Consider the following 25,355-nt stretch of genomic DNA (forward strand, 5'->3'; position numbering starts at 1 on the left):
GGCCGGCGCGCCGGGTTGTTGCGGAGCCAGACCGGGCGCGCCCGGTTGCGGCGCCCCGCCTTGCTGACCGGGCCGCGGACCGCCCGGAATCACCGGCGCGCTCCCGACCGGCGGCTGACCGGGTTGCTGCGCGGCCGGGGCGCCGGGTTGTTGCGGAGCCAGACCGGGCGCGCCAGGTTGCGGCGCCCCGCCCTGCTGACCGGGCCGCGGACCGCCTTGAGGAAAGCCGCCGGGAGGCGGCGCGGGGCGGGCGCGCTCATCATAATATTGCTGCGCGCCTGGATTTTGCGCCTGAACCGGCGCGGGCGCGTGGAACAGGCCGTGGCGAATCGCGGGAACCGCGAACAGCAGCGGCGCGGCGACCAACGGCAGCGGCAACAGGTTCCGCTGTGGCGGCGGAGGCGGCGGTTCGTCGTAAAACACGGGCGGCGGTAGAAATTCGACCCGGGGCGGCGGCGGACCGTAATCCGGATCGTCGAAGACGACGTAGGGCCGACGGAAATAAATCGCATCCTCTTGCGTCTCCCATTCCGGCGGCGGGGGCACGTCGAACTCATACTCCGCAAAGCGCGGCGGCGGGGCCATTTCGGCGCGCAGGATGGCGAGCCTGCGACGCGCATCTTCAGCATGCGGCCCTCGCGGGAAACGCCGCAGATAGGTCCAGTAGGCCTCGGCCGTGTCGCCGTTTCGCGCGCGACGCCAGGTGAGCGCCTCACGCCGGACGGCCAGGATGGCCCGCACGCGCGCCGAATAAGGAGATTTCGGAAAGGCGTCGAGGAACTCGACGTAGCCGGCGATGGTGTCGCGCTCCAACGCCGCGGCATAGGCCTGATCCACGGCATAGTCGCGAATCGGCCGGCTGCGCAGGTCGGGCGCAGCTTGCGGAGGCGGCGCGTCATCGGCGCGGGCGAGCAGAACGGGCGCCGGCGACAGTTTTGATTCGTCCCACGGGATTTGCGCGCCCTTGGTCTGTTCCGCGACCCGCAGCCGCACGCTATCGAACACCTGATCCACGGGAACGCCGCCCCGCCGCATCATTTCGTTCAGCGCCTGGGCGTAGACGCCATAGGGGCCGGTTTCGTTGGGTGCGACCGTGCCCGGCGCGGCGTTGAAGGCGATGAGTTCGCCGGGCGGCGGATCGACCAGGGCGAGGCCGCCCGCGAGGGGTTGGTTCGGCGCGAAATTATTGGCGCGGGCGGCGTCGAGCACGACGATGCGGGCCTTCAACGGCATTTGCGCCAGCGGGGTGAGGTAATCGGCGAGGCGCACCGTCTCCAGCGGCACATTGGCGGCGGCGGGGATCGCGGCTTCGATCGGAGCGAAATAGTTTTCGCCCTCGTACTGGAGGGCGCGGCCGGAGAGATAGATGAAGACAGTGGCGTCGGGACCGGCGGCGCCCGCCTTTTCGACGAATTCGCGCAAGGTTTTTCGCAAGCCTTCCTGGTCGAGGTCAGCGGCGCCGGTGACATCGAAGCCGGCGACCTGCAAGGTCTGGGCGATGAGGCCGGCGTCATTGGCGGCGGAGGCGACGGGGCCGGTCCGGTAGGCCGACTCGCCGATGACCAGGGCGAGACGGTTGCCGACCGCCGGGGCCGGTTGAGCCACAACCTGCGCGAGGGCCGCGAACAGGCCGCTCAGCGCCAGCGCGCCTGCGGCGACCCGAATTCTTATGTTTTTCGCCTTGCGCGTCATGAAAACCTCTCACGGCTGCGTTGTTGCCGAATGATAACACGTCCGGGCGCGTGAATGCGGCTTGAACCAAAAGCGGCGCCATTGTGTTCCAGTTTTGACGATTTTTGCGTGCGTTGAAACTTGACGCGGGCGCGGCGGGCGCCTAAACAGGGGCTCCGACGTCATGGCGTCCGGGCGATTAGCTCAGCGGGAGAGCACACCCTTCACACGGGTGGGGTCATAGGTTCGATCCCTATATCGCCCACCATTCCAAAAATAACGGAATGAAATCACTCGCTTTTTGTCTCTGAGGCCCGAACCTTGGGATTAGGTTCGGGGATAGACGTTCCTGTTTCGGGCTTTTCGAGCTTTGAAATCGCCTCACGGGCAAGGCGGGCGCGGTCGGCTGTGCGCGTGTGGAGCGCGGCCATTTTGCCGCCTGTCCATCCGTAGATCGCTTCAAGCTGCGCGACCGTGGCGCCGTTGTTCGCCAGCCTGGTAGCGCCTGCCTTTCTCAAGCCGTGCGCCGATCCTGGCACGCCTGCCGCGTCGCAGGCGTCGCGAAACCAATTGCCGAGGCTTTCCTTTGTCATCGGCTTGCCGCGCTCGCCAGAGAGAAAGACCAAATCGCCCGTGGGGCTGGCGTCAATGATCTCCTGAAGCGCGGGCAAGATCGGCAAAATGATCGGCGTCGCGGTCTTTTCCGTGCGAATCGATATGACGCCGTTGCGCACGTGCTGGCGTCCGAGCCGCGCTACGTCGCCACGCCGAAGGCCCGTGAACAGGAACAAGGCCAGTGCCAGACGTTCGCGCGTTCCGATCGGCCAACGCGCTTCGAACTGCGCGATTTCATCCTCTGTCCAAGCGTGAAAACCGTCTGTCTTCGGCGTCGTTGTGCTGGCGTCGCGCGTCGGGTCTTGTTGGACGTGACCGGCTTTCATCGCCCATTGAAACAGCCCCCGCATCGCCTTGACGAAATTGGCGGCCGCGAACGGCGTGGCGGCGCGACGATCCACGCCATTGGAAATGTCCTGACGCGTGATCTGCGCAAAGGGTTCGTCGCCAGCGGTCTTCAGGATCGCGACGAAAATGTTTTCACGCTGGTAGCGCGTGGCGGGCGAGAGCTTCGCCCAAGCAGCCGATTCGCGGTAGCGACCAAGCAGCCACTTCAAGCTGTTCGTCTTGACAGGCGCGCGCGTCGGCGGCGCGGCCTCGCCAGCGGCGGCGCGGTGATATTCGGCCATGAACTCAGGCGAGCCGTACGCGCCGTTGATGCGGACGCGGGGGCCTTTGTCGCGGCGAACGTACCAAAGCGTCTTGCCGTGGCGCGTGACTTCACGCTGAAGATATGGCGGCCTTGGGCGGGGCATGGCGTCCATTAAAGGACGGATCTCCCTACGTGGCGCAACGTCGCCGCTGGCGGCCTCGCTGACGGGCTTCTCTGGAGTGATCCTGATTGCCCGTCCTGGCGAATTTCCAGCGTTGCTGGCGACGCCGGATTGCGCGATCGCGCGCAAGGCCCGGTTTATGTCCGCCTGGGCAAAGCGAGCGGCGCGGCGGCTCATGGTGTCGCCTCAGCCTTTCGCGGGCCGGAGGCGGTCGAAATACCATCCAAACACTGGCGCGTGATTCGGTCCCTGCATTCGCCCTGGCTTGCGGCTTCAACCGAGCGCAATTCCGTTGCGTATACAACTCACCGTTGCGTCTCGTTCGAGAATTTGAGCCAAGGCCGATAAATGGCCCGATCAGCGATAACGCCGCTTTTCTGACTTGGCTTCCGCCTTGCGCCCTTTGCGCGCCGCATAGCGAGCGTCGCGTTCGGCCTTTTTTTCAATTTCGAGCCGGTCTTTGGCCTGAATAGCTGCTTCCGCCTCAAGCTGAAGTCTGGCGGCTTCAGCGATGCTTGCCGCCTCTCGCGCTTCTTCGTCGGCTTTCAACTGCGCCTGCATAGCCGCATGTTGTTCGGCTTTCTGACGCGCCCGTTCGGCGGCCCGCGCCTCGCGCGCAACGAAAATGGCCCGGCTCTGCGCCTCGCGCTCGATCACGACGGGGTCGTCGGCGGCTGGCCGCGCCTTGAATTTTTCAAGCAAGGCTTTTTTAGCCTCTGCCATCGATTTCTGTCTGTCCTGAAAGCTCACGCCTTTGTACGTCGCCATCTTGATCCTGTTCTGAGGGAATTTGATTTCACGTGTACGCGTCACGATTGCAGGCGTCAAATTTTCCCGCGCAACCAACGATCACGACCTACCTGCTCATGCCCACTGTCTTGGAATTGGTCGGGTGAGCTTCGGAACCCTTTCGGGGCGCGAGGAGCAAATGTGGTAATCGGTGGACGTGTTTGGCCGTCGATAGATCGCCTCGACGCGCCCGATGCTGACGACCGGTGAACAGGTTTGGGAAACGAACGGCTGCGCGGTTCGGAAGTTAGCGGAGCTAAACCCGTAATAAATTCAACGGTCAAAATGGTGGGAGGTAAGCCGTGACGAAGCTCATATCTCATTTTGCAATCGCCCTCTGGCGGTCGCTGAAGTATGAGTGCGTTTATCTGCGCGCCTGGGAAACGGGCTCGCAGGCTAGGGCCGAGATCGGCCGCTGGATCACTTTCTACAATCGCCAGCGGCCTCACGCCGCCCATGGCGGGCGGCCGCCTGCCATGGTTTATTGGAATGCCATTCAACCCGACCAGCAGACAACGAGAGTAGCTTAAATCCCCCCGAAATTTGTCCAACCAACGGGGAGTAGCTCAGTCCGATTTCCGGGGAGTAGCTCACTCTAACCAGGACCCCGTTTCACCATCATACGGGGGACCGCTACCGTCCTTCACATGAAGCACGGGCCGGGGCCATTACCGCATCTAGTCGCGTCGAGTCCTTGAACTGAACTCAGTTCCATGCCAAAGACCCGACCCATGGGGTTGTTCTATATCGTTCGGACATTTCAAGTATTACCCACTTGCACACAGCCAAAGGAGACGGGCTCCTCGCTAGAGCGGCGTCCGACCAAAACGGATCATCGCATTGCCGCCATATGCCCGAAAGCGGAAGGTGGCCAATTCGATTTGTTCGGACACCGCTCTAGATGATTGCTGACTAAGGAGCGTCCGGGCTTCCAACTACGAAACAGTGACAAGCGGTCCCCCTGCGCGGATCCATTTCAAGCGCCGAGCGGGGGCGACAGAGAGGGTTGTAATGTCCGAGAGCGTGGAAAATCGGAAGGAATTCGGCATACACGCCCCTTATCAGCCGGGGTCGTTTGTTCATTCGATGGCGAACTTCGCGTCTATTTTCAAAAGGATTCTGTCTGGATTGTCGCCTCGATCATATTGTGAGATCGGGGTTGAGGGTCAAATCATGACGGAGAATATTATTGCGTTGGCCCGCCCGAACGGCTGCCCTATCTATGGAATCGATCCCACCCTCGAAACCCATCCAGCCTATGAGAATTACATTTTAATCCGTAAGCCTTCACTCGAAGGGCTCCACGATATTCCTGCGTGCGACGTGTATTTTGTCGACGGAGACCATAATTACTACACCGTAAAACAGGAGCTTGAGCGCATCAAGGAGATTCCCGCATCGGCCCCAATGTTTCCGCTGCTCTTTCTGCATGACGTGGGATGGCCGCAGGATCGGCGTGACGGCTACTACTTGCCGTCGCATGTTCCCCAGGAGCGCCGCCATAAGGCGAATTCCGGACTTGGGGTCGATCCGACGCTTAGGGAATTGAGCGAATTCGGCCTTGCCGCCGACGATCCGGGTTACATTTTCGCCAATGATCGGGGTGGCCCGGAGAACGGCGTGCTGACCGCGGTCGAGGATTTCGTGCGGGAAAACCCAGACTGGCGCTATGTGACAATTCCGGGCGTGTTTGGTTTGGGCATCGTCCATAAGACGGCCGGAAGCGAGGATCTGACTCGGAGGATTGACGAGCTTGGCGCGGCGGTGTCATGGCTTGGGGAGTTGCTTTCAATTCTTGAATACAACCGGCTTCAGCTTCACTGCGAATCCTATCGCCATCATCACAATTACTCCTTGACAATAAAGGAGCTGTCTGATGCAAGCGCCAGAATCGCCGATCTTGAGCTTGAGGTCGTCGAAGCCTACCAGTCTAGGGACGCCACGAACGTCGTAGCGGAACAGGTTGCTGCGCAAAACGCACATGTCGAACGCGAAATCATCGAAGTCCGTCAGTCCAGGGACGCCGCGAACCTCAGGGCGGAACAAATTGCCGCGCGAAACGCCGAGCTTGAGCGAGATATCGGCGAAGCCTGTCAGTCCAGGGAAGCCGCGAACCTCAGGGCCGAAGAAATTGCCGCGCGGAACGCCGAACTCGAACGCGAAATCGGCGAAACCGGTAAGTCTCGGGATGCTTTCGAAGCCCGAGCGGAAGCGCTGTCCGCCTTTTGCGACTCGATGCAGCGCAGTTGGAGTTTCAGGATCGGGCGCATGATTACCTTTCCTGGTCGCTGGGTAAAACGCCTCTTCAAATGAGTAAATAGAGATGAAGATCCAAACACAAATTTTCATCGAAAACCTGATCGAAGCACCCGACGTCGCGGTTGTCAGTTTTGACGTCTTTGACACCCTGTTGTTCCGACCAGGATTCCAGCCCAGCGACCTCTTTCATCTGCTGGGCTCCAAGGCCGCCGAACTTCTTGGATTGTCCGATTTCTTTACGATCCGCTCCGCCGCCGAACATGAAATGGCGGTCGTCACCGGCCGTCCGGAAAGCTACCGGAACCTTCACACCCTTGAGGACATTTATCACCACATTGCCAAAACGTATAATCTCGATCCGAAAAAGTGCCAGGACCTTTGCCGGTTCGAACTGGAACTCGAACGCACGACGCTTCGGCCGCGCAACGACGTCAAGAGGCTTTATGAAAAAGCGGTGTCGTTGAACAAACGCATCATCGTCATTTCGGACACTTATTTTTCCAAACCCTTCATGGAAGCGCTCATCGCCGAAAAGGGATTCGGGGAAGTCTCCGCACTTTATGCGTCCAATGCATGCGGCGGGCGCAAGGACGCAGGCGACATCTATGCTTATGTCCTGGAGCGCGAGGGCGTGGAGGGCCGCCGGATCCTTCACATCGGCGACAATTTGCATTCGGACGTAGAAATGGCCGCCGCCGCTGGCATTATGGGCGTCCATTGCCCGGCGGTGATCGAGAATTTGCTGGAGTCTCCGCAAAGCCCTTGGCGGCACGTCCTTGCGGACCGGGTCAACCTGGACCCGGGCGCCCGCCTTCTGCTCGGACTCGCGATCAACGCCTGGTTCGCGGCGCATCCGAGCGCGGGTGGCGAATCTGTTTTTGAAGACAATCTGCGGCTGTTCGGCTTCGTCGGCCTCGGGCCGCTCCTGTTCCATATCGCTCATGAGATCGCGGAATCCGGAAATATCCAACAGTCCTATCCGGCCGTCTGCTTCGCCTCGCGTGACGGATATCTTCCCATGCGCGCCTACGACCTTCTGACGGAAGGGCGGAAAAAAATCCCATCGCACTACATATATTGCGGGCGCGCCGCCTATGACATCTATCGCTTCAACGGCGACCCCGCGGCCTTCATGTCCGGAAAGGTCCTTCGTTCGCAAGGATACACGCTCCGCAGCCTCCTCAAATATCTTTTTGAGATGAAGGATGGCGACCTGCATGACACGCTGGTCAATGCACTCGACAAGAAAGAACTGGACACCCCATACGTTGACAGCACTGCGGCAATCGAGCGTATCTGCACGCAATACAACGAGCGGATCAGCAGCTTTTTCAATGCAGAACGCACCATCTCATCGCAGTATTATTCCAGTGAAATTGCAAAAATCGAATCAAACCGAGCCATTATATTCGATGTCGGCTACGGAGGCTCTGTTTCTCGCGCGATTGGCGCGCTCACAGGTAGCAAGATCGACAAGATTTACCTAAAAGGAGACGACGAAAACGTCGATTCGGACCGAACCCATGGCACGTTGACACGCATTTTGATGCATGATCCGGACGAAGTGACGCGGGACGTTCCCGGGTTTTTCATCCTGTTGGAGGAGCTGTTTTCGCCGGTGGAGGGCGCCTGCATCGGTTTCAGACGCGAACAAGGGAAAATCCTTCCCATATTGGCGACGAACGATATTTTCGGACAGAGGATGCGCGACGATCTCGCCGCCATTCAGGAGTCCGCGCTCGACTTCGTTCGGGTGGTGAAGGAAACATTCGGCGCTCTGGCGCCCTGTCTTCGGGTCGGAGCGGCCAATCATCTAATGCGCCCGGTCCAATACGGCTTCGGGCGGTCGGCCGAATGTGAAGAGAGGATATTCTCAAACATTCTCTTCTCTGATCTGTTTTTTCACAACAAAGTCCGCCCCCTCTCCACCAAGGTCAAACCTTACTCGGACTTTGGCAATCTGCCGGATCGGTCGGGTTTCGACGAACCGTCAAGGGTCACTTCGAGCGCGGACTTTGCTTCCTCTCGGTCGCTCAAGGCGGCAGTTCACTTTTATCTGCGCGGCGCCGCGTTCCTGCAGCCCGTTTTGCTGGCGGTTTCGCAAATTCCAACGGCGTTCGACCTTTTCATCACCGTCGATGACGAGAGTCTGCGTCAACCTGTCGAAGCCATGGCGCAAGCCATGAAGGCGGCGGAACTTGACCAGTTGACCGTGGCGACGGCGCGGGGCGACAGCGCCGGTTCCTGGATCGCCACGGCCTGCGCGCACGCCAGCGACTACGATCTCCTATGTCATTTCGGCGCGATCAGCCCGGACGGCTCCAGCGAATTAACCGCAGACTGGTTTCAGCATCTGCTCGAAGCCGTGCTTTCCCCGTCGGCTGTCTCCGGAATCCTGTCGCGTTTCGCGGAAGACCGGGCTCTGGGGCTGCTCTTTCCGTCCGTGTACCGGCAAGCCTATGACACGATGCGAATGGCGCCGGGCGGGATCGTCCCGCAGTCGGTCCGGGTTGAGATGGACCGACTGCTCGCGGAGATGAACATCAAGACGGGATACAACCGCAGCGATTTCTTCATCCCGATCGGCGACGCCTTCTGGTGCCGCCCGGCGGCGCTTCGCCCCCTGATCGGCTGGGCCGGCGCGCAACCGGCTTTGTCGGGGGAAACCTCGGCGGCGATCAGCCGCATTCTCGCGGTGGTCAGCGCCGCCGAAGGATTCTCCTCCAGCGCTTTCGTTCCCAATGCGATGCTGTTGCGCGCTTACAGGGCGCAAGGCCAGGAAATCGAAACCCTGGCGTCCGTCCTCGCCCATACGCGACAGGAAATGAATCGTATCGCAAGCCTCGGCGCCGGGCATGCCGAATTGAATCTCAGGGATGCGGGCAGGATACTGGAAAGAACGGTCCGCCGTTTCGTGAAGGCGAAAATAAGATCGGCGAAAATGCTGCCTCAGCGGCTGCGGAGCGCGACTGTGACGGGCTTGAGAGGATTGGCCGCCCTTATCAAGATACGCAGTCTGAATCGTTTCAACGCCAAGCGCCCCGTGTTCTCCGTGGTTATCCCCATTTACAACCGGACTTGGGAGCTTGAGCTCGCGATCAACAGCATATTGAAGCAATCGTTCCGCAATTTCGAATTGATTTTGGTCTGCGATGGATCGCCCGCCGAAACGCTGGACATCGTCGACCGCTACGCGACCCATCCGCAGATCCGTGTCCACAAGTTCAATGATAACAGTGGAAACGCCTGCCGTGGGCGCAATACCGGAATTAGCATGGCGCGCGGGAAGTATGTTGCCTTCATGGACAGCGACGACATTTCGGCACCGGATCGGCTATGGCATAGCCTGTTCCATTTTCTGCGCGATCGCGCCGACATGATCTACGGCTCGGTCAAGATCATTTCCGATGGCACCCGTAATATTGACGGCATTTGGGATGGACAGTTCCGCAAATCCTTCGCGCTCAGCTTGAGGGAAATGGAAGACGTCAATCCTGCCTGGACATCTACTGTCGCGGTGCGCCGGGGCGCGCTGGTCCGCTTCGGCGTGTTCCGTATGGCGATGCGCTACCGGGAGGATCAGGAGCTCTGGCTCCGTCTGGCTTACAACGGGTGCAAGTTATATCCGGCGCCGGAGCTGCTTGCTTATTACCGGTTCCACCAGGGCAATGCCGAACTTTTGTTTAAAGACAAGGACGCGCACTGGAAAGAGCTGATGTTGACGCTCTACAAGCGGCCTTACGAAGAACCAGTCATCGCCGAACCCGTTGAGGTTCCCAGGAGAATCCGTCGAAAGTCGGCCAGGAATTCGCGGGTCGATAACGTGCTGGGTCGCCTCGGGCTTCGTCGCCAGCCCCCCCCGGTGGCGGCACCCGATGTTTCCGACGTCGATGAATGTCGCTGGGAAGAGTCGATCCAGAACGGTCTCGCTTTCACCAAAGTGGTCGTTCTGGACGAGGTTGCGGATATCGACGATGTCCCGGCCAACCCGAAAGGGGAGCGAAGCCTGCTCATGCTGATCCCTCCGCCTGAACGCGGATCGGGCGGGCGCATGACCATGGCGAGAATTTTACGGAGCCTCTCGGCATCCGGTCTGCGTTGCCACGTCGCATTCTATCCGGAAGTGCCAGACCATGCCTTCCGGGACTGCGAGCGGTCGTGGCTGGATGAGTTCAAATTCAAGCCCGATGAGTGCATTGTCCTCGAGCTCAAGGAGGCAAGACAGCGTCGGTTCGACATTGCGATCGCCACATTCTGGCCGAGCGCCTATGTCGTGCGCCGTCAGATCCACGCGCGTTCGAAAGGCTATCTCGTTCAGGACTTCGAGCCCTATTTTTATCCGCCGGGCGCCAATTATGGCTTCGCGGAGGAGAGTTATCGGCTGGGCCTCTGGGGAATCTGCGCGTCCCCCTGGCTGGCGAAGAAGCTGTCCGAAGAGTACGGAATGAAAACCGCTGGTTTCGAACTGGGCCTCGAAAAGCATGAGTATCGCCTGATCCCGGGTGCGACGCGAGACCCGCGGCTGGTTATCGCCTATGTCCGGCAACATACCGAACGACGCGGCTACGAACTGGTGATGTGGGCGCTTAAGAAAATCAAGGACGAAGCGCCCGACGTTCGCGTCGAGATTTTCGGCGATGGCTCTCTTCCGCCGGGTCAATTTCTATGGATCGACAAGAACCATGGCATTCTGAACCACGATGAGTTGTGTCAACTTTACAACCGGGCCAGCATCGGGATCGTCACGTCCTTCACGAACTACTCACTGATTCCGAACGAAATGATGGCGTGCGGTTGCGCGGTCATCGACCTGGATACGGACTGCACGAGGTCTGTGTTCCCTGAGGGCTCCATCAGTCTGGCGGCGGCGACCCCCCAAGGCATCGCGGAGGCCGTGAGGACATTGACGACCGATCAAGCCGCCCTCGACCGACAAGTCGCCAATGGGCTGGCCTATATCAAGAACGTCAGTTGGAGTCACAGCCTGGCGGAAATCAACTCCGCGATCATGGCCTTTTCAGGTGGCGTTTGTTGTCCTCCGCCAGCGAGCGTTGATGGCGACTCTATGTTGGAATTTGGGTGAAATGGACCCCGTTTTTGGGACCGGCGGTTAAGTTGGAAACGAGCCGTTCCGTTTGATAAACGGAGCGGACGATGAAGAAGACGAGACGCAAGATTGACGGGGCGCTGAAGGCGAAGATCGCCTTGGAGGCGATGCGCGAGCAGGCGACGATTGCGGACCTGGCGCAGCGCTACGAAGTTCACCCGAACCAGATTTACGCCTGGAAGAAGCAGTTGCTGGAAAATGCGGCGCGGGCGTTTGATGCCGGCGTCGGCGTGGACGCAGAGGCGACGCGGGAGAAGGAGATCGAGAAACTCCACGCTAAAATCGGTCAACTCACTGTTGAGCGCGATTTTTTAGCCAAGAGGTCCGGAAGATGAGCGCGCCGGACCGTCGAGGCCTGCTCGACCGCGCCGACGAGAAACTGTCTGTCCGGCGGCAATGCGCCTTGCTGGGCGTCGCGCGCTCCGGCGTCTATCGGCCGAAAAAGCCAGCCAACGACAACGACCTCGCGCTGATGCGGCGCATCGACGAAATGTACACGTCATGGCCCTTCCTCGGCTCACGCCGGCTCGCGCGGATGCTGAAGGAGGAAGGCGAAACGATCAACCGCAAGTGGACCCCGCTATCATCTTCCACGAAATCGAGCGGTCGGGAATCGCTCGCCAATCATTTGGGCTTGCCGAGAACGAACACGTTTATGTAATAAAAGACCATAAACACGTTAACCTGCGAGGATTGTGCTATTCATGAACGCAATTGGTCTTTCGCCCCTGGCCTTGTTTGTTCAGGCGGGGATCGTCGGCAAAAGCGTCATGGCGCTGCTGTTCCTTGTGTCGGTCTGGGGCTGGGCGCTGATCCTGCAAATCTGGCTTTCCGCGCGCCGCCTATTTTTGGCCGTGCAGGCCGCTCGGCAGGACGAGGCGTCGCCTCTGCTCACCGGTGTGCTCGATGCAGGCGTTCGCGCGCAGGCTGTAAGGGTTGAAAGCGAAACTCACGCCGACCGGCGCTGGCGGATCGGCGAGACTATGACCCGCGCGGCGCGCGGGCTGTTGCTAGAGGCCGAAGGCGGGCTGCCGAGCCTCGCCGTGATTTCCTCGACTTCGCCGTTCATCGGCCTGTTCGGCACCGTCTGGGGCATCATGTCGTCCTTCGCCTCGATAGCCGAGGCCCGCGACACCTCGCTCGCCGTCGTCGCGCCTGGTATCGCCGAGGCTTTGGCCGCCACGGCCATCGGGCTCGCCGCCGCCATTCCCGCCTCGGTCGGCTACAACAGGCTTTCGGCCTTGTTCTCGCGCTTGTCAGCCGATCTCGACTGCCTGGTGCAGGAGCGAGCGGACCGTCTGGCTGGCGAGAGCGCGCCCGTCGCGATGAAGGAAGCGGCGTGGTGAAGCCTACGTCCGTGAGCGGGTCCAGCGGCGTCTATCGCGTGCAGGCGGACATCAACGTCACACCGTTGGTCGACGTGATGCTGGTGCTACTGATCATCTTCATGGTCACGGCGCCCATGCTCACCGCCGGCCTGCATGTGAACCTGCCGAAGGCCAAGGCCGCACAAAAGCTCGATCCCAAGCCGCCCGTGATCCTGACTTACGCCAGGGACGGAAAGGTCGAACTGGACGGTGAGAGTTATGATCTTGCGCAGATCGTGGACGCGGTGGAGACGAGGCTCGGCGATGACCGGACGCAACCGATCCATCTGCGCGCCGACCGCGATTCGTCGTATGGCGACGTCGTCGCGCTGATGGATGCGCTCGCCGCGCGCGGGCTGACGCGGCTGGCGCTGCTCACTGGGCCGGTGGGGAAGGCCGCCGATTCGAGCAAACCGACCGGGCAGGCAGAGCGGCCGTGAGTCTCGCGGCACTGCTGCCGATCCGGACGCGCCTGTCGCTGACGGGCGCCTCGCTGGCGGCGCATCTGGTCGCCCTGAGCGCGTTCGCGCTGGTCCAGACGCCGCCGGCCGTGCTCGCGCCGCTGAACATCGATGTGATTCCACAGGGCGACTACGTGGTGGACACGGTCGCGATCGCCGGAGACAGTGCGGCGGAGCCAGCGCCACAACAGGCGGAGCCAGAGCCCGCGCAGCCGGCGCCCGCGACGCTGGCGGCCGTCGCGACCTCCGAAATGGAGCCCGATCCCGCGGCCAGACAGGCGGAGCTGGCTGCACTGGAGAAGCAACGCCGGTTGAGCGAGCAAAAACGACGGGAGGTGCTGGAAGCCCGTCGTGAGGCGGCGGAACAGGCGCGGGAGGAGGCGATGGAAAAACGCTTGCGGGAAAAGCGCAGGCGCGCGGCGGAGGCCCGGCGCGACGCCATGCGTCACGCGAGCGCGCAGGGCGGCGGTTCGCAAGCTCATCGCGCCGGCGTCGCCAACGGCGCGCCAGCGCGGGCGGCGCGGGCGAACTATGGCGCGATCATTTCCGCCGAACTCAACCGCCACAAAAGCTATCCCGCCTCGGCGCGGGCGCGCGGCGAATCCGGCGCGGTCGGCGTCGCGTTCACCGTCGGCGGCTCCGGGCGAATCGTCGGCCATTCCATTGTCAGTTCTTCCGGCTCCGCGGCGCTCGACGGCGCGGTTCACGGGATGATGCGCGCCGCTCACGCCCAGCCGCCGCCCGGCGGCGCCTTCCACGGCAGCATCGTCATCCGCTTCAATCTCAGCCGATGATCGCCCGCTTGCGGTGTTCCGACTTCGTTATATGAAACAGAAACACCTAATGAGCGCTGGAAAGATGGCGAGCTGACCATAAAACGGGCACATTGCAGCCAAAATTTCCCTTATCACGATGTCGCGATCCTTATATTTATGTATTTGAAAAACATATTTTCCGCGATTCCGAGGATCTCCCCATGCGCCGCTCTTCCCTCCTCGCCGCCCTGCGCGCCAGCGTGTCGCTGGGCGCCTGCCTCGTCGCCTCGGCCGGTTGGGCGCATGAAGCCGTTCCAGAGGTTCACGTCGAGGCCCCGGGCCCTTCCGCCGCGCCGCCCGCCGGCGCGGTCGATGCGGCGTCGGCCTCCGGCCGCCCCGCCGCGCAGATTCCCTCCCGGCGCGATGGGGCGGCCACCGCTTATGACGTCAGCGGCGACGGCGTCGATTTCGGCGTTTCCAACGGCGGCTCCAATGTGCTGCGCACGGTCGGCAATCTGCCCGCGGTGGATGCGCCGGCGATCGATCCCTACGCCGCCGCCAATTTGCCCGGCGGCTCCAAGGGCATTCGCGTGCGCGGCATCATGGGCCAGCACGGCGACAGCATGAGCACGGTGGACGGCATTCCCCTCGCGGGCGCCAATCCCGGCGTCGGCGCGATGTTCCTGATCCCCAATGAGGATTTCGCCCGCACCACGCTCTTCCAGGGCCCGATCGCGCCCAACGTGCTCTCCTATTTCAACTCCGCCGGCGTGGTCGATAGCCAGATCGCCTGGCCGAAGGACAGGATGGGCGGCGAAATTTCGCAGAGCGTCGGCTCCTTCAATTTCTTGCGCACCTTTGCGCGCGTGGATTCCGGCCTGCTGTTCGACAATACGACCAAATTCTTCCTCTCCGGCGCCTGGACCGACGCCGACAAATGGCGCGGGACCGGAAAGTCGCCGAACGGCAAGGGTGATTTCACCGCCGGTCTCGAAAGCCGGCCGAACGACGCGCTCGACGTCAAGGCGCTGGTCGCCCACACCCAGGTGGACCAGAACACCTATCAGGGCCTGACCTACGCGCAGGCCAGCAACCTTCCAAAATATCGCTTCCTCGACTTCACCGGGGTTCCCGTCTCCGGTAGCCTGATGAACTGGTACGGCTACAACCGCCAGAGTTTCGACGTCTGGTCGGCCTTCGCCGAAATCTCGTACAAGCTCAACGCCGACACCATCATCACGCTCAAACCTTATTTTCTGCATGAGGATGGTTATTACTTCGACGGCATGGCGAACGGCCTGGTGCGCCAATGGCTGATCAACCACAATTTCTATGGCGGCGTCGCCGAGTTGAAGACGCGCGCCTGGGACACGAACTTGACGATGGGCTATTGGGGCGGCGTCGGCGAGTTGCCCGGGCCGCCGACCGCCTGGAAGATGTACACGCCCAATCTCGCGGGCGGACTGACTTTCAAGAACTGGAGCATACTGGCGCAGCAGACGGATCCAAACCTCTACAATTCCCTCTACGCGCTGGCGGACCGCCGCTTCGGCGCCCTGCGCGTCCAGGCCGGCTTGCGCTACATGTGGCAAACCCTTCCCGGGATCAACGCCATGACGCCCGGCCCGGGCGCCGGCGACGTCTCCTATTCCGCCGCGCTTGGGGCCTCCACCGTCAACGCCAGGAACAGCGTGACCCCTTCCACGGTTGGAGCGGCGCTGCCCTATCTGGCGCTCGCCTATGACGTGAACCGCGACGTCACGGCGCGCGCGAGCTTTGGCGTCACCTATACCGGCCCAGCCATCGACCTGTGGCCCGCCTACCAGGGCAGCGCCGCCGCGCTCAACGCCAAGGGGCTGAATCTCAACCAGCTTTGGCATGCGAGCAAGCCGGAGACGGACGACGTCGTCGATCTCGGCTTCGACTGGAGATTCGGAACGCCCATCGGGCCGGGAACTTTTAGCCCCACCGTGTTCTACGCCCGCAACCACAATCAGAACGTCTCCTACGATCCGGGCGTCGGCGTCGCCTTCTCTCAGACTGTCGGCGAAAGCCAGTCGGTGGGCGCGCAGGCGATGGTCAAGTTCGACCCCAGCGAATATTTTTCGGCCTTCGCGGCGATCGGCTATCAGAACGTCACCTTCGTCGGAAACCTGCCGTACTGGCCGGGCGCATCCGCCGCCGTGATCGCCGCGACCAAGGTCGACGGCAAGCTGATTCCCGACGCGCCGCTGTGGATCTCGACGCTGGGAGCCGAAGCGCGCTGGAACGGTTTTGCCTTCTCGCCCATCGTTCACATCGTCGGCGACCGCTATGGCGACACTTCCCACAAGCAGTCGGTCGCCGGCTACGCGACCGTGGACATGCGGTTCGCCTATCGCCGCCCGGTCGAGTTCGGCGAAATGGAGGCCAGCGTCACGGTGACAAACCTGTTTGACGCCGCCTATATCGGCCAGATTTCCTCCGGCTATTACCAGTCGACCTCGTCGTCCGGCATCTACTATCCCGGCGCGCCGCGCGCCGTCGTAGGCAAGCTCGCCTGGCGCTATTGAGAGGAGGCCGCCATGCGCATCGGTGTCTTCTGCACTTACGAAAATCCGCTGGACGATTACATCCATTGTCTCACGACGCAGACGCGCCTCGTGCAGCATGTGGAGGCGCTCGGGTTTGAAGAAGCCTGGGTCGCCGAGCATCATTTCAATCCGGATGCGGCGAGCCCGTCCATCCTCGCCCTGCTCGCTTATCTCGCGGGTGTGACGTCAAAAATCCGACTCGGCTCGGCCGCCGTGCTGCTGCCGTTCCGCAATCCGATCCAGGTGGCGGAGGATGTCGCCACCATCGACATTCTGTCTGGCGGCCGCTTCGATTTCGGCGTGGCCAGGGGCGGGCCGTTCCCCTTGCAAAACAAGCATTTTCATGCGGACAAGGACGTGTCACGCGACATGACCATCGAGGCGCTTGAGTTGATCGAGCGCCTGTTCGCCGAGGAGGAAGTGAGTTTTTCCGGCCGCTATTATCAGGTGGATTCGGTGCGGCTGGCGCCCAAACCGCTGCAAAAGACCATGCCGCTGTGGATCGCCACCACCACGCCCGACGCCATCCAATACGCCGCGAAAAAGGGCATCGGCCTGATGGGCGGTTCGCCTTTCCCCTTGCAGAAGGTGGTCGACATTGTCGAGACTTTTCGCGCCGCCGCGCCGGGCGTCGATCCGCGTCTGACGCTGGCGCGATTCTATTTCGCCGCGCCCACACGCGAACAGGCGCTTGCCGAAGCGCAACCTTTTATCGCGCGTTTTTCCGAGCGCATGAGGGGCATTTTCATGGCGCAGGGCAAGGGACCGGCCTTCGACGCCGAAGGGGTTATCGCGCGCTCGCTGATCGGTTCCTATGACGAGGTGATCGCGCAGGTTCAGGAAATCCAGCGCCGCGCCGCGCCGCGCTCCCTGCTGCTGAAACCAGCCTCGCTCGACGCAGCGAAAAACCTTCAAATTCTCACGGATTTCGCCAAGATCATCCGGCCCGCGCTGGCGCCGAGCCTGGTGACCGCCTGATGAAGTCTCTTGCTCGCATCGCGGTCGTTCTGCTGGCGCTGGCCGCGCCGGCGCAGGCGCGCGAAGTTACCGACATGGCCGGCCACACGGTCCAGGTTTCCGACAAGATCACAAAAGTCTTTTCGGCGTCCTATCCGTTGACCGTGCTGATGTATGTCGTCGCGCCCGATCTGCTCAGCGCCGTCAACGTGCCGCTCACCGACAAGCAAAAAACGTTTTTCGCGCCTCGTCTCGCCGATCTGCCGGCGGCGGGCGGCACGCCGGGCCAGAACCGAGCCGCCAACCCGGAAGAAATCATGGCGCTGCATCCGGATGTGATCATCGCCTGGACCGACCCGCTGGGCGGCCATCCCCCGGCGGAGAAAAGCTGGGCGCAAACCGGGCTGCCGGTGATTTACCTGAACGTGAGCAAGATCGAAGACTACCCGGCCGCGCTGGATTTTCTCGGCGACCTGCTCGACCGCCGCGCCCGCACCGACGCGCTGAAAGCTTATGTTGTCGCGGCGCTGGAGCGAGTCAAAAAAGCGGTAGCCAGCGTGCCGGCTGAAAATCGCATAAAACTGCTTTACGCCGAAAGCCCCGACGGGCTCGCAACCGAATGCGATTCCTCTTTCCACATGGAGGCGTTCCGCCTCGCCGGCGGCGGCAGCATCTATCATTGCGCGCAGGCGACCCATATGGGCATGGAGAAGATCTCGCTCGAAGAAATCATCGCCCGCCAGCCGGCGCTGATCGTCGCGCTCGACCCGAAATTCAAGGAGGTCGCGCAATCGCCGGAATGGCGCAACGTGAAGGCCGCCGCCGAGGGCCGCGTCCATACCGTGCCGAAAACGCCGCTCAACTGGCTCGACCGTCCCCCGAGTTTCATGCGCGTGTTGGGCGCCCAGTGGCTGGCGAACATTTTTTATCCGCAGGCGCTGCCAATCGACATCAAGGCCGAGACAAAGACATTTTACAAGCTGTTCCTGGGCGTCGAACTGACCGACGAAGATGTCGCGCGCCTATTCAACTGACCGCGCCCGCACGCTGCTGCTGTTCCTGGGGCTCGTCGCCGCGCTCGTGGCGACGGCGGTGCTGGCGCTTTCGGTGGGGCGCTACGGGTTTTCGGTCGGCGACATCCTGGGCTTCCTCGCCTCTCGCGCAAACCTCACGGCGCCCGATCCGGCGCGCGACGATCTGCTGCGCAATATTCTTGTCGAGATCCGCCTGCCGCGCATTCTCGCGGCGGCGGTGATCGGGGCGGCGCTCAGCGTCGCCGGCGCGGCCTATCAATCGGTGTTCCGCAATCCCCTCGCGTCGCCCGGCCTGCTCGGCGCGCTGGGCGGCGCGAGTTTTGGCGCGGCGCTGGCGCTGATCCTGGGGCTGTCCTGGGTGGCGGTGCAGGGTTTCGCCTTCGCCGGCGGCATTGGCGCGGTGGCGCTGGGCGTGGTCGTCGCCGGCCTGTTCGGCGAGGCCTCGACGATCACCCTCATTCTCGGCGGCATGATCTCCGGCGCCTTCTTCACCGCCGCGCTGTCGATCCTGAAATATGCCGCCGATCCCTATGACCAGCTTCCGGCCATCGTCTATTGGCTGATGGGCAGCCTCGCCAGCATCAGCCTCACGCAAATCCTCTGGACGGCGCCGTTGATGCTGGCTGGCATGGCGGCGCTGGCGCTGCTGGGGCGCCCGCTCGACGCGCTGGCCATGGGCGAGGACGAGGCGCGCGGCCTCGGCGTTCCCGTCGCGGCGCTGCGCTATGGCGCCATCGCGGCGGCGACCTTCATTTCGGCGCTGAGCGTGTCGCTGTCCGGCATGATTGGCTGGATCGGCCTGTTCGCGCCGCATTTCGCCCGGCTGATGGTCGGGCCCGGCAATGCGCGCCTGCTGCCGGCCTCCGCTCTCGTCGGCGCCATCTTCCTGATCGCCGCCGACACGCTGGCGCGCAGTTGTACCCGCACGGAAATTCCCATCGGCATCATCACCGAACTTTTGGGGATCCCCGCCTTCATCCTGGTGCTGCGCCGGGCGCGAAAAGGCTGGATGTGACCGCGCGGCTCGCAGCACATGCGCTGGTCTTCACGCGCGAGCAAAAACGCCGGGTGCTCGACGGCGCGACGCTCGCCTTCGGTCCCGGCGAGATCGTGTCCCTGCTCGGCGCCAATGGCTCGGGCAAGACCACGCTGCTGCGGCTGATGCTGGGATTTTTGCGGCCCGAGGCCGGAGCGGTCGCGCTCGAAGGGCGCGACTTGCGCGCGTGGTCGCGCCGCGACATCGCCAAAAGAGTCGCCTATGTCGCGCAAAACCATGTCGCGCCCTTTCCCTATCGCGTGCGCGATGTCGTCCTGCTCGGGCGCCTGCCGCGCGCGGGTTGGCTGACGCCGGTCACGGGGCGCGATTTCGAATCCGCCGACGCGTTGCTCGACCAATTGGGCATTCTGTCCCTGGCCGAGCGGTCCTATACGGAAGTCTCCGGCGGCGAGCGCCAACTCGTTCTGATCGCCCGGGCCCTGGCGCAGGGGGCGCGCCTGCTCGTGATGGACGAGCCGATGGCGGGCCTCGATTATGGCGCGCAGATCAGGCTGATGCGTCTGCTGCAAGATTTGAAACAAAAGGGGCTCGGCGTGTTGCTCAGCACCCACCATCCCGAACACGCTTTTTGGGCCTCCGACTCCATCGCGCTGCTGGAGCAAGGCCGCATCGCCGCGAACGGCGCCCCGCACGACGTGCTCAACGCCGAGGCGATCGAGCGGCTCTATCGCGTGCAGGTCAAAACCCTCACCGCGCCCGACGGCCGCCACGCTTTTCTGCCGGAGTAAGACCCTTGAGCGAAGAAAGCCCTGTCATCACCGAACTCGATTTCGGCCGCATGTATCGCGACCATCAGGCCCGCGCCGGAGGCTGGGCAAAGCCGCCCGAGTTTTGGGACGCAAGGGCGACCGCCTTTGACGCGCGCGTACGGGCGGGCGGCAGCTACATTGAGTCCTTCATCTCGCGCATGGATTTTTCGGATTGCGACAGCCTGATCGACATCGGCTGCGGCAACGCCGCCTTGCCGCTGGCCATGGCGTCTCGCTTCGAAAAAATCGTCGGGGTCGATTACAGCCCCGCCATGCTCGATGTCGCGCGCCAGCGCGCCGCCGAAGCCGGCGCATCCAATTTTTCCGCGGTTTTGCGTGCCTGGGAGGCCGACTGGAGCGATCTGCCCGTCTGCGACATCGCCATAGCCTCGCGCTCGATGGGCGTGATGGATCTGGAGGCGGCGCTGCACAAGATCGACCGGCAGGCGAGAAAGCGCGTCTATCTCACCGCGCCTGTCGGGTGGCGCGTCGTCAACCCCGCCGTCTTGAAAGCCCTCGGGCGAGAGGTGGCGCCAACGGTCGACAAGCCGGACTACATCTATTTCGTCAATCTGCTCTATCGCATGAAAAGGATGCCCCGGCTCGACTTCATCGCGCATCCCCGCACCGAGGAGCCCAAGGCGGACAGTGAGAGCTTTCATCGCAACGCCTCGTTCTTCCTCGGGCCGTTATCGGACGCCGAGTCCGGGCGTCTGCGCTTGTGGCGAGATGCGAACCCTGCTGCTCCCCTGTTCGAGCGCGACCAGGAGTATTGGGCCATCATCTCGTGGTCGACGTACTGACGGAGCATGGCGGCGCTGTCGCGAGCAATGACACGCACATCCTCGATCTCGACCGCGCGCCCTTTGCCGGCACAAGAGGAAGGCGGGCAGCCGGGTAGCCGGTTCAATGTCCGTGCAGCATGATCCGGCGCAACGTCGCGCCAAAAAAGTTCACCGTTGTGATCAAGCCCAGCAGCACGAGGATCAGCGCAGAAGCCTCGCGATATTCGAACAGGTGGAAGGCTGTGACGATTTCGAGACCAAAACCGCCGGCGCCGACAATACCCAGCGTCGTCGCGGCGCGCAGATTGTGCTCCAGGCGGTAGATCAGCGCGTCGGTAACCTGACGCTTCCCGCTCGGCGTGCGCAGTGGACGCCCTGGGCGCGCGACTAGCCGGCTTGGTGGCATTCGCCTGGACGCGCGGTTGCGCGGCGGCTTTTGTCGCTGTCGGATCGTCGGCGGCAGTGCGGCGGCGGTTGATTTCGGCCTCAACCTCGCGACGGCTCTTGGTCAAATCGCGGTTCGATCCATTGGACTTCGCCAGCGTGGCAGCCGCTGGCGCAATTCCTGGTCAGACATTTCTGCCGGCATGGTCACGGCAGCGGGCTCGGTGGTGGTCGCCTCCGCGCCGGCTTGCCATCCTTCCGCCGCCGCTGCCACTGGCTCCGCTGCGCCAGGAAACGCTTGTTTGGATTGATGACCAGCCGGTCGTGGAAGCTCAATTCGGGGCCGTACTTGCCAACCTTCACGGATTTGAGCATCGCAGCCTCATGCGGGCGAAGTCCGCGATCAGGAGCACAGCGCCAGCAGCGGAACGACGACGAAGCCCGGAACTGCGAAAGATCGCTGCGGCTCAGACCCAAGTTAAGGATAGCGAAAGCGAGGTGGAAATTTGCGCTCGGCCCGATCAAGTTCGCTCTGGAGAGGGTCGCGGTCCGCAGTTATGCTGGGAGCAGCTGAGTTTCTAAAAAAAATTTGGAACGCAAATGCGCAAGAAAATTTCGGCGGTCGTGGTCCTCGCGGGCCCTGTGCTGACCGGTCAACCGGCGTTGGCTTTTGACGACGCAGATTGTGAACGCTTAACGGAAGTTCAGCCCGCCGACATTCAAGAACCGTTGGAGTCGACCAGTGACTATCCCGCGGCTCGAGATCGCGCGATCGAAAGGGCGTCGCAAGACGCCATTGCGCAAGTCGTCGGCTTTTCGGTGCAGACGTCGCGTGAGAGCCGGATCGAAATGAACAACGATCAGGCTCTTCAACGATTCCGACAACTCGACAAAAGCGACATGGCGGGATTTGTCAGACCCAGGGTGGTCTCGGAAAAGCTGGCGAGCTTGGGGAAGTCAGACGCAATATCGATGCAGATCAGCGTCGTGGTCTGTGTGCCCAGGGCGGAGTACCTCCAGAAGATCGCACAGGAGAAAGCGCTTCGAGAACGAAAGCCGCCGGCCGAAGTGGACGCTCACAATGTGGCCTGGTTCGACGCGAAGACCGGCGCGGCCATGCTCTGGTATTGGAAGAGCGGGAGCCGCTTCGAGTTCTTCGACAATGAGGGATTTCATCCGAAGAACGGATCGAAGCTTCAGCCGGTAACCGCGAAGGTTTTTGAGGACTGGACGACGGCGGAAGACAAGAAGGCGCAAGCGGAGAAAGACCGCGCAGAGAAGGCGCGGCGCATGGCCGAAGAGGCCGCCGTGCGTCAGCGAAAAGAAGCGGAGCTTGCCGCGAAGATGGAGGCGCAACGCGCGGCGGAGGAGGCTGAGAGGCAAAGACGGCTCGCAAGTGCGCCAGAGATTTGCGACCAACTCGCCGCCAATCCGACGGACCCGATGAAGTCGAACGCAGTCGCGGGCGCGCCTTATGAAACGCTGAAGGCAAACGCTGGCCAGGCTATCGAGGCGTGTAGCATAGCGGCGCAAAAGATGCCCCAGGAAGCGCGTTATAGGTATCAACTTGCCCGCGCTGTCCAGATCTCTGACCCGAACAAGGCTCTCCCACCCCTTCGTGCACTGTTGGCTGAGCGTTATCCCGCCGCCTATGACAATTACGGCTGGGCCCTGCTCGATGCGCGTACACACCTGAACGATCTTTCGGGAGCCGTGGCGGCCTTTCGTAAGGGCGCTGACCTCGGCGATGCCGACTCCATGGACAGTCTCGCGAACCTAATTATGCAAGGCAAGGCACCTCCGCGGGGAAGCGATGAGCACATACGGCTGTTGCAGCGAGCCGCGGGCATGGGCCACCTGCCCGCGCAGGCGCGGCTTGTCCGGGCGCAGGAAGAAGCCGCCCGACGCCAACAGCAGCAAATCCAGGACGAGCAGGCGCGGCAAATGTTCCTGGGAATCATGGGCGGCGTCGTTCAAGGCATGCAAAGACGATGAACGGAGTTTCAAAAATGCGAATTGCTGTAAACATTCTCTTGTGCGCTGGCACCGTTATCGCGGCTGTTGGCTCGGCTCACGCCCAGACTTCCCCGGCACCCGAGGACGCGGCCTTGCTGGGCGGAGCTCTTCCTGAACGGCCTTCTGAACACGGGTCCGTCGAGGCCTGCTGGAGCAAGTGGCTCGCGGCTGAAGGGCTGCATGAGGGCAAGAATGACCGGAACGGGCACACGATCGTTGTTTCCCAGGGCAAAGTCGCCGTCGGCGAAGAACCGGGATCACGGAACTGGCTGGTCGCGCGCGACGCCAAGGTGAGTCTGGCGGAGCTGAATGGACGCAAGCAGCTTGCAGAAACGATCCGGCTGACGATTCAATCAGACCGCTCCGCAGCTATCAAAATGTTTGGTGGCGATGACGCGCCGCCCAGTATGCGGCCGGTCGCCGAGCAATTATCTCTCGCGGACAAGTCGCGAGTCCTCGCGGACAAGGCCGTGGACGCCGAAATCAAGAAATACGACCCGAAATGGAGCGGAGGAGCGAACAAGACTGAAAAGCTCGCCACGTTGCAGGCGAAAATCGACGAGAATATCTCCACCAGCACTGCGATTTTCGCCTCCGGGGCCTTTACGGTGGTGCAATGCGAGGGGCCCAGCGCCGAGGATGACGGAAAATACTCGGTTCTGCTCGGCATGATCTGGAGCCCGACCCTCGCCAAGGTCGCTGAGTCCATCTGGAATCCTGCTGTTGTCGTGACAACATCCTCTCCAGACATGTCTCTGAGCGACCATTTCGCATCCCTTAGCAAGGATAATCCTGACTGGATGGCCTACACGTCGGGCGCCCGGGTGTTCACTAACGAAAAAGGTGAGCGCGTGGTCGTGGGGTTCGGTGTCGCTCCCAAAAGCTCGTTGATGGTTGCGGACAAGGATCGCGCGCGACTGTCCGCCTATGCCGCGATCCAGCGGTTCCTGGGCGAAAAACTCGTGGCCAATAGCGAGCTCCACAAGCAGCTCGAACAGCGCGACTACACCGACAATTCCTCCGCATCGTTCGACACGTCGGGCTATCAGCAGCACATCAGCATGGTCTCCAAAGACTTTCCCCTGATCGGCGCAGCCGAGGTGGGGTCGTGGCGGGGCGAGCACCCATGGTCGAAGGCCGGCATGCAGGTCGTGGCGGTGGCCTGGAGCCAATCATGGGCGGCGGACTCGCGAGAGATTGGAAAGCTGATGAAGGCGGCTGAGCAAGGCATGACTCGCCAGGGGGCGGTTCCGCAGGCGACTCAAGCCGAATCCAGTCGTCCGTCCAATGCTCCGGCTGCGACAGGCGCAAAGTCGGGTGCTCGTTCATCGACTCGCGACTTCTAGAATGGCGCTCTGGCTGGCCGGCGCAGCAATGCGTCGGTCGCACAATTAACCTCCTTGTCGACGACCGCAGACGGCTTCGGTGGTCGGCACAGCGGAGTCGAGCGCAGAGAGCCGGATTGAATCATGCGATACGCCCGCCTCGACGATCAGCAGGCGCAGGTGGAGCGGAAGTTCATCACGCACGCGATAGAGTTGCACCGTGCCGTCGGAGTGAGCGCTCAGGTTCTCCTCAATTTTCGTTGTCGTAGTCGATGGCGCGTGCCGCGCGCAGTTCTGCATCAGTGCGGACCGGCAGGGCGCTGCCCTGCATGGCCTGCACGAGCAGGTGCAGCGGGTTCTCGGAGTCGGAGCCCGGCTGCTTGGCGTCGAACCCGAACAGCTTGATCAGCTTGTCGAGTGCGCCGAGCTTGTCGTGGAGTTTCACGCGGATCGAGCCACCGTCCTTAGTCACGGTTTGCGCGACTTCCGCGACGGCTGACGTTTGCGCTCGCGCAAGTTCTGACTTGTCGCGGACCGTGATGCCGCTCGGACCCCAGTCGAAGTAATCTCCAGCGTTCGCGAAGGCGATTTGCGCCAGTTCGTTACCGGTACGACGACCGCACATGGCGCCCGCCGCGGTTATCGGCGAAACTGGCAAGGGTCTGAATCCGTTGCGAG

Annotated in this window: 20 protein-coding genes, 1 tRNA gene and 2 pseudogenes; 17 read left to right on the forward strand and 6 right to left on the reverse strand. The window is 62.2% G+C overall.

Annotation, left to right across the window (positions count from 1 at the left end):
• Positions 1 to 1,692, reverse strand: a 1,692-nt coding sequence (locus GJ654_RS21530; protein WP_281406422.1) for a caspase family protein, incomplete at its 3' end; no start/stop codon positions are given.
• Positions 1,693 to 1,864: 172 nt separating this feature from the next.
• Between GJ654_RS21530 and GJ654_RS19850 the strand changes: the two genes are divergently transcribed.
• A tRNA-Val gene (locus GJ654_RS19850) sits at positions 1,865 to 1,939 on the forward strand.
• Between the two features lie 22 nt (positions 1,940 to 1,961).
• Here GJ654_RS19850 and GJ654_RS19855 read toward each other — a convergent pair.
• Complete coding sequence (locus tag GJ654_RS19855) at positions 1,962 to 3,236, reverse strand: tyrosine-type recombinase/integrase (RefSeq protein ID WP_246664843.1); 1,275 nt, start codon at positions 3,234 to 3,236, stop codon at positions 1,962 to 1,964.
• Between the two features lie 180 nt (positions 3,237 to 3,416).
• Positions 3,417 to 3,887: a DUF6481 family protein gene (locus GJ654_RS19860; RefSeq protein WP_425540406.1), complete on the reverse strand. Its 471-nt coding sequence runs from the start codon at positions 3,885 to 3,887 to the stop codon at positions 3,417 to 3,419.
• Positions 3,888 to 4,171: 284 nt separating this feature from the next.
• Between GJ654_RS19860 and GJ654_RS19865 the strand changes: the two are divergent.
• The 14 genes and pseudogenes from GJ654_RS19865 to GJ654_RS19930 all read left to right on the forward strand — a co-directional run.
• A pseudogene (locus tag GJ654_RS19865) lies at positions 4,172 to 4,378 on the forward strand (integrase core domain-containing protein); the annotation flags it as partial.
• Between the two features lie 481 nt (positions 4,379 to 4,859).
• The gene (locus GJ654_RS19870; protein WP_155447919.1) at positions 4,860 to 6,161 is read left to right on the forward strand and encodes a hypothetical protein; all 1,302 of its coding nucleotides are present in this window, start codon (positions 4,860 to 4,862) and stop codon (positions 6,159 to 6,161) included.
• Positions 6,162 to 6,171: 10 nt separating this feature from the next.
• The gene (locus GJ654_RS19875; protein WP_155447920.1) at positions 6,172 to 11,190 is read left to right on the forward strand and encodes a glycosyltransferase; all 5,019 of its coding nucleotides are present in this window, start codon (positions 6,172 to 6,174) and stop codon (positions 11,188 to 11,190) included.
• Positions 11,191 to 11,261: 71 nt separating this feature from the next.
• Positions 11,262 to 11,549, forward strand: a complete 288-nt coding sequence (locus tag GJ654_RS19880; protein WP_155447921.1) for a transposase — start codon at positions 11,262 to 11,264, stop codon at positions 11,547 to 11,549.
• Positions 11,546 to 11,875, forward strand: a complete 330-nt coding sequence (locus GJ654_RS19885; protein WP_155447922.1) for a hypothetical protein — start codon at positions 11,546 to 11,548, stop codon at positions 11,873 to 11,875. Before GJ654_RS19880 ends, GJ654_RS19885 begins: the two co-directional genes overlap by 4 nt.
• 43 nt (positions 11,876 to 11,918) lie before the next feature.
• Entirely contained in the window at positions 11,919 to 12,560 is a 642-nt protein-coding gene (locus tag GJ654_RS19890) for a MotA/TolQ/ExbB proton channel family protein (protein ID WP_155447923.1), read from the forward strand.
• Positions 12,554 to 13,021 (forward strand): biopolymer transporter ExbD, encoded by a 468-nt coding sequence (locus tag GJ654_RS19895; RefSeq protein WP_342394938.1) that lies wholly within the window; start codon positions 12,554 to 12,556, stop codon positions 13,019 to 13,021. Before GJ654_RS19890 ends, GJ654_RS19895 begins: the two co-directional genes overlap by 7 nt.
• On the forward strand, positions 13,018 to 13,836 hold the full coding sequence (locus GJ654_RS21620) for an energy transducer TonB (protein ID WP_155447924.1): 819 nt from the start codon (positions 13,018 to 13,020) through the stop codon (positions 13,834 to 13,836). The genes GJ654_RS19895 and GJ654_RS21620 overlap by 4 nt, the downstream gene beginning before the upstream one ends.
• A gap of 182 nt (positions 13,837 to 14,018) precedes the next feature.
• Positions 14,019 to 16,349, forward strand: coding sequence for a TonB-dependent receptor (locus GJ654_RS19905; protein ID WP_155447925.1), 2,331 nt, complete (start codon positions 14,019 to 14,021; stop codon positions 16,347 to 16,349).
• Positions 16,350 to 16,361: 12 nt separating this feature from the next.
• Positions 16,362 to 17,348 carry an LLM class flavin-dependent oxidoreductase gene (locus GJ654_RS19910; protein WP_155447926.1) on the forward strand — a complete coding sequence of 329 codons (987 nt, stop codon included), beginning with the start codon at positions 16,362 to 16,364 and terminating at the stop codon, positions 17,346 to 17,348.
• On the forward strand, positions 17,348 to 18,361 hold the full coding sequence (locus tag GJ654_RS19915) for an ABC transporter substrate-binding protein (protein WP_155447927.1): 1,014 nt from the start codon (positions 17,348 to 17,350) through the stop codon (positions 18,359 to 18,361). Before GJ654_RS19910 ends, GJ654_RS19915 begins: the two co-directional genes overlap by 1 nt.
• Positions 18,339 to 19,376 (forward strand): FecCD family ABC transporter permease, encoded by a 1,038-nt coding sequence (locus tag GJ654_RS19920; RefSeq protein WP_155447928.1) that lies wholly within the window; start codon positions 18,339 to 18,341, stop codon positions 19,374 to 19,376. Before GJ654_RS19915 ends, GJ654_RS19920 begins: the two co-directional genes overlap by 23 nt.
• Positions 19,373 to 20,146 (forward strand): ABC transporter ATP-binding protein, encoded by a 774-nt coding sequence (locus GJ654_RS19925; protein WP_264586319.1) that lies wholly within the window; start codon positions 19,373 to 19,375, stop codon positions 20,144 to 20,146. Before GJ654_RS19920 ends, GJ654_RS19925 begins: the two co-directional genes overlap by 4 nt.
• A 5-nt stretch (positions 20,147 to 20,151) precedes the next feature.
• Positions 20,152 to 20,970, forward strand: a complete 819-nt coding sequence (locus GJ654_RS19930) for a class I SAM-dependent methyltransferase (RefSeq protein WP_155447929.1) — start codon at positions 20,152 to 20,154, stop codon at positions 20,968 to 20,970.
• Positions 20,971 to 21,073: 103 nt separating this feature from the next.
• Here GJ654_RS19930 and GJ654_RS19935 read toward each other — a convergent pair whose 3' ends face one another.
• Together GJ654_RS19935 and GJ654_RS19940 are read right to left on the reverse strand one after the other, a co-directional pair.
• Positions 21,074 to 21,358, reverse strand: a complete 285-nt coding sequence (locus GJ654_RS19935) for a hypothetical protein (RefSeq protein ID WP_246664844.1) — start codon at positions 21,356 to 21,358, stop codon at positions 21,074 to 21,076.
• A 185-nt stretch (positions 21,359 to 21,543) separates the two neighbouring features.
• On the reverse strand, positions 21,544 to 21,711 hold the full coding sequence (locus GJ654_RS19940) for a hypothetical protein (RefSeq protein WP_155447930.1): 168 nt from the start codon (positions 21,709 to 21,711) through the stop codon (positions 21,544 to 21,546).
• Between the two features lie 225 nt (positions 21,712 to 21,936).
• Between GJ654_RS19940 and GJ654_RS19945 the strand changes: the two genes are divergently transcribed.
• Entirely contained in the window at positions 21,937 to 23,331 is a 1,395-nt protein-coding gene (locus tag GJ654_RS19945; RefSeq protein WP_155447931.1) for a hypothetical protein, read from the forward strand.
• Positions 23,328 to 24,698: a hypothetical protein gene (locus tag GJ654_RS19950; protein WP_155447932.1), complete on the forward strand. Its 1,371-nt coding sequence runs from the start codon at positions 23,328 to 23,330 to the stop codon at positions 24,696 to 24,698. Before GJ654_RS19945 ends, GJ654_RS19950 begins: the two co-directional genes overlap by 4 nt.
• Before the next feature lie 229 nt (positions 24,699 to 24,927).
• On the opposite strand, the pseudogene GJ654_RS19955 reads toward GJ654_RS19950, so the two are convergent.
• Positions 24,928 to 25,355: pseudogene (locus GJ654_RS19955) on the reverse strand (terminase small subunit); the annotation flags it as partial.

Origin of the sequence: Rhodoblastus acidophilus (genome assembly GCF_009720655.1) — a bacterium.
GTDB classification, from domain to species: domain Bacteria; phylum Pseudomonadota; class Alphaproteobacteria; order Rhizobiales; family Beijerinckiaceae; genus Rhodoblastus; species Rhodoblastus acidophilus_A.

What these genes read in the sequence shown, in the direction of transcription:
- GJ654_RS19910 (WP_155447926.1), top strand. Translation starts at nt 16,362, where the DNA reads ATGCGCATCGGTGTCTTCTGCACTTACGAAAATCCGCTGGACGATTAC.
- GJ654_RS19940 (WP_155447930.1), bottom strand. Translation starts at nt 21,711, where the DNA reads ATGCTCAAATCCGTGAAGGTTGGCAAGTACGGCCCCGAATTGAGCTTC.
- GJ654_RS19935 (WP_246664844.1), bottom strand. Translation starts at nt 21,358, where the DNA reads ATGCCACCAAGCCGGCTAGTCGCGCGCCCAGGGCGTCCACTGCGCACG.
- GJ654_RS19855 (WP_246664843.1), bottom strand. Translation starts at nt 3,236, where the DNA reads ATGAGCCGCCGCGCCGCTCGCTTTGCCCAGGCGGACATAAACCGGGCC.
- GJ654_RS19880 (WP_155447921.1), top strand. Translation starts at nt 11,262, where the DNA reads ATGAAGAAGACGAGACGCAAGATTGACGGGGCGCTGAAGGCGAAGATC.
- GJ654_RS19950 (WP_155447932.1), top strand. Translation starts at nt 23,328, where the DNA reads ATGAACGGAGTTTCAAAAATGCGAATTGCTGTAAACATTCTCTTGTGC.
- GJ654_RS19920 (WP_155447928.1), top strand. Translation starts at nt 18,339, where the DNA reads ATGTCGCGCGCCTATTCAACTGACCGCGCCCGCACGCTGCTGCTGTTC.
- GJ654_RS19870 (WP_155447919.1), top strand. Translation starts at nt 4,860, where the DNA reads ATGTCCGAGAGCGTGGAAAATCGGAAGGAATTCGGCATACACGCCCCT.
- GJ654_RS19945 (WP_155447931.1), top strand. Translation starts at nt 21,937, where the DNA reads ATGCGCAAGAAAATTTCGGCGGTCGTGGTCCTCGCGGGCCCTGTGCTG.
- GJ654_RS19875 (WP_155447920.1), top strand. Translation starts at nt 6,172, where the DNA reads ATGAAGATCCAAACACAAATTTTCATCGAAAACCTGATCGAAGCACCC.
- GJ654_RS19890 (WP_155447923.1), top strand. Translation starts at nt 11,919, where the DNA reads ATGAACGCAATTGGTCTTTCGCCCCTGGCCTTGTTTGTTCAGGCGGGG.
- GJ654_RS19905 (WP_155447925.1), top strand. Translation starts at nt 14,019, where the DNA reads ATGCGCCGCTCTTCCCTCCTCGCCGCCCTGCGCGCCAGCGTGTCGCTG.
- GJ654_RS19915 (WP_155447927.1), top strand. Translation starts at nt 17,348, where the DNA reads ATGAAGTCTCTTGCTCGCATCGCGGTCGTTCTGCTGGCGCTGGCCGCG.
- GJ654_RS19885 (WP_155447922.1), top strand. Translation starts at nt 11,546, where the DNA reads ATGAGCGCGCCGGACCGTCGAGGCCTGCTCGACCGCGCCGACGAGAAA.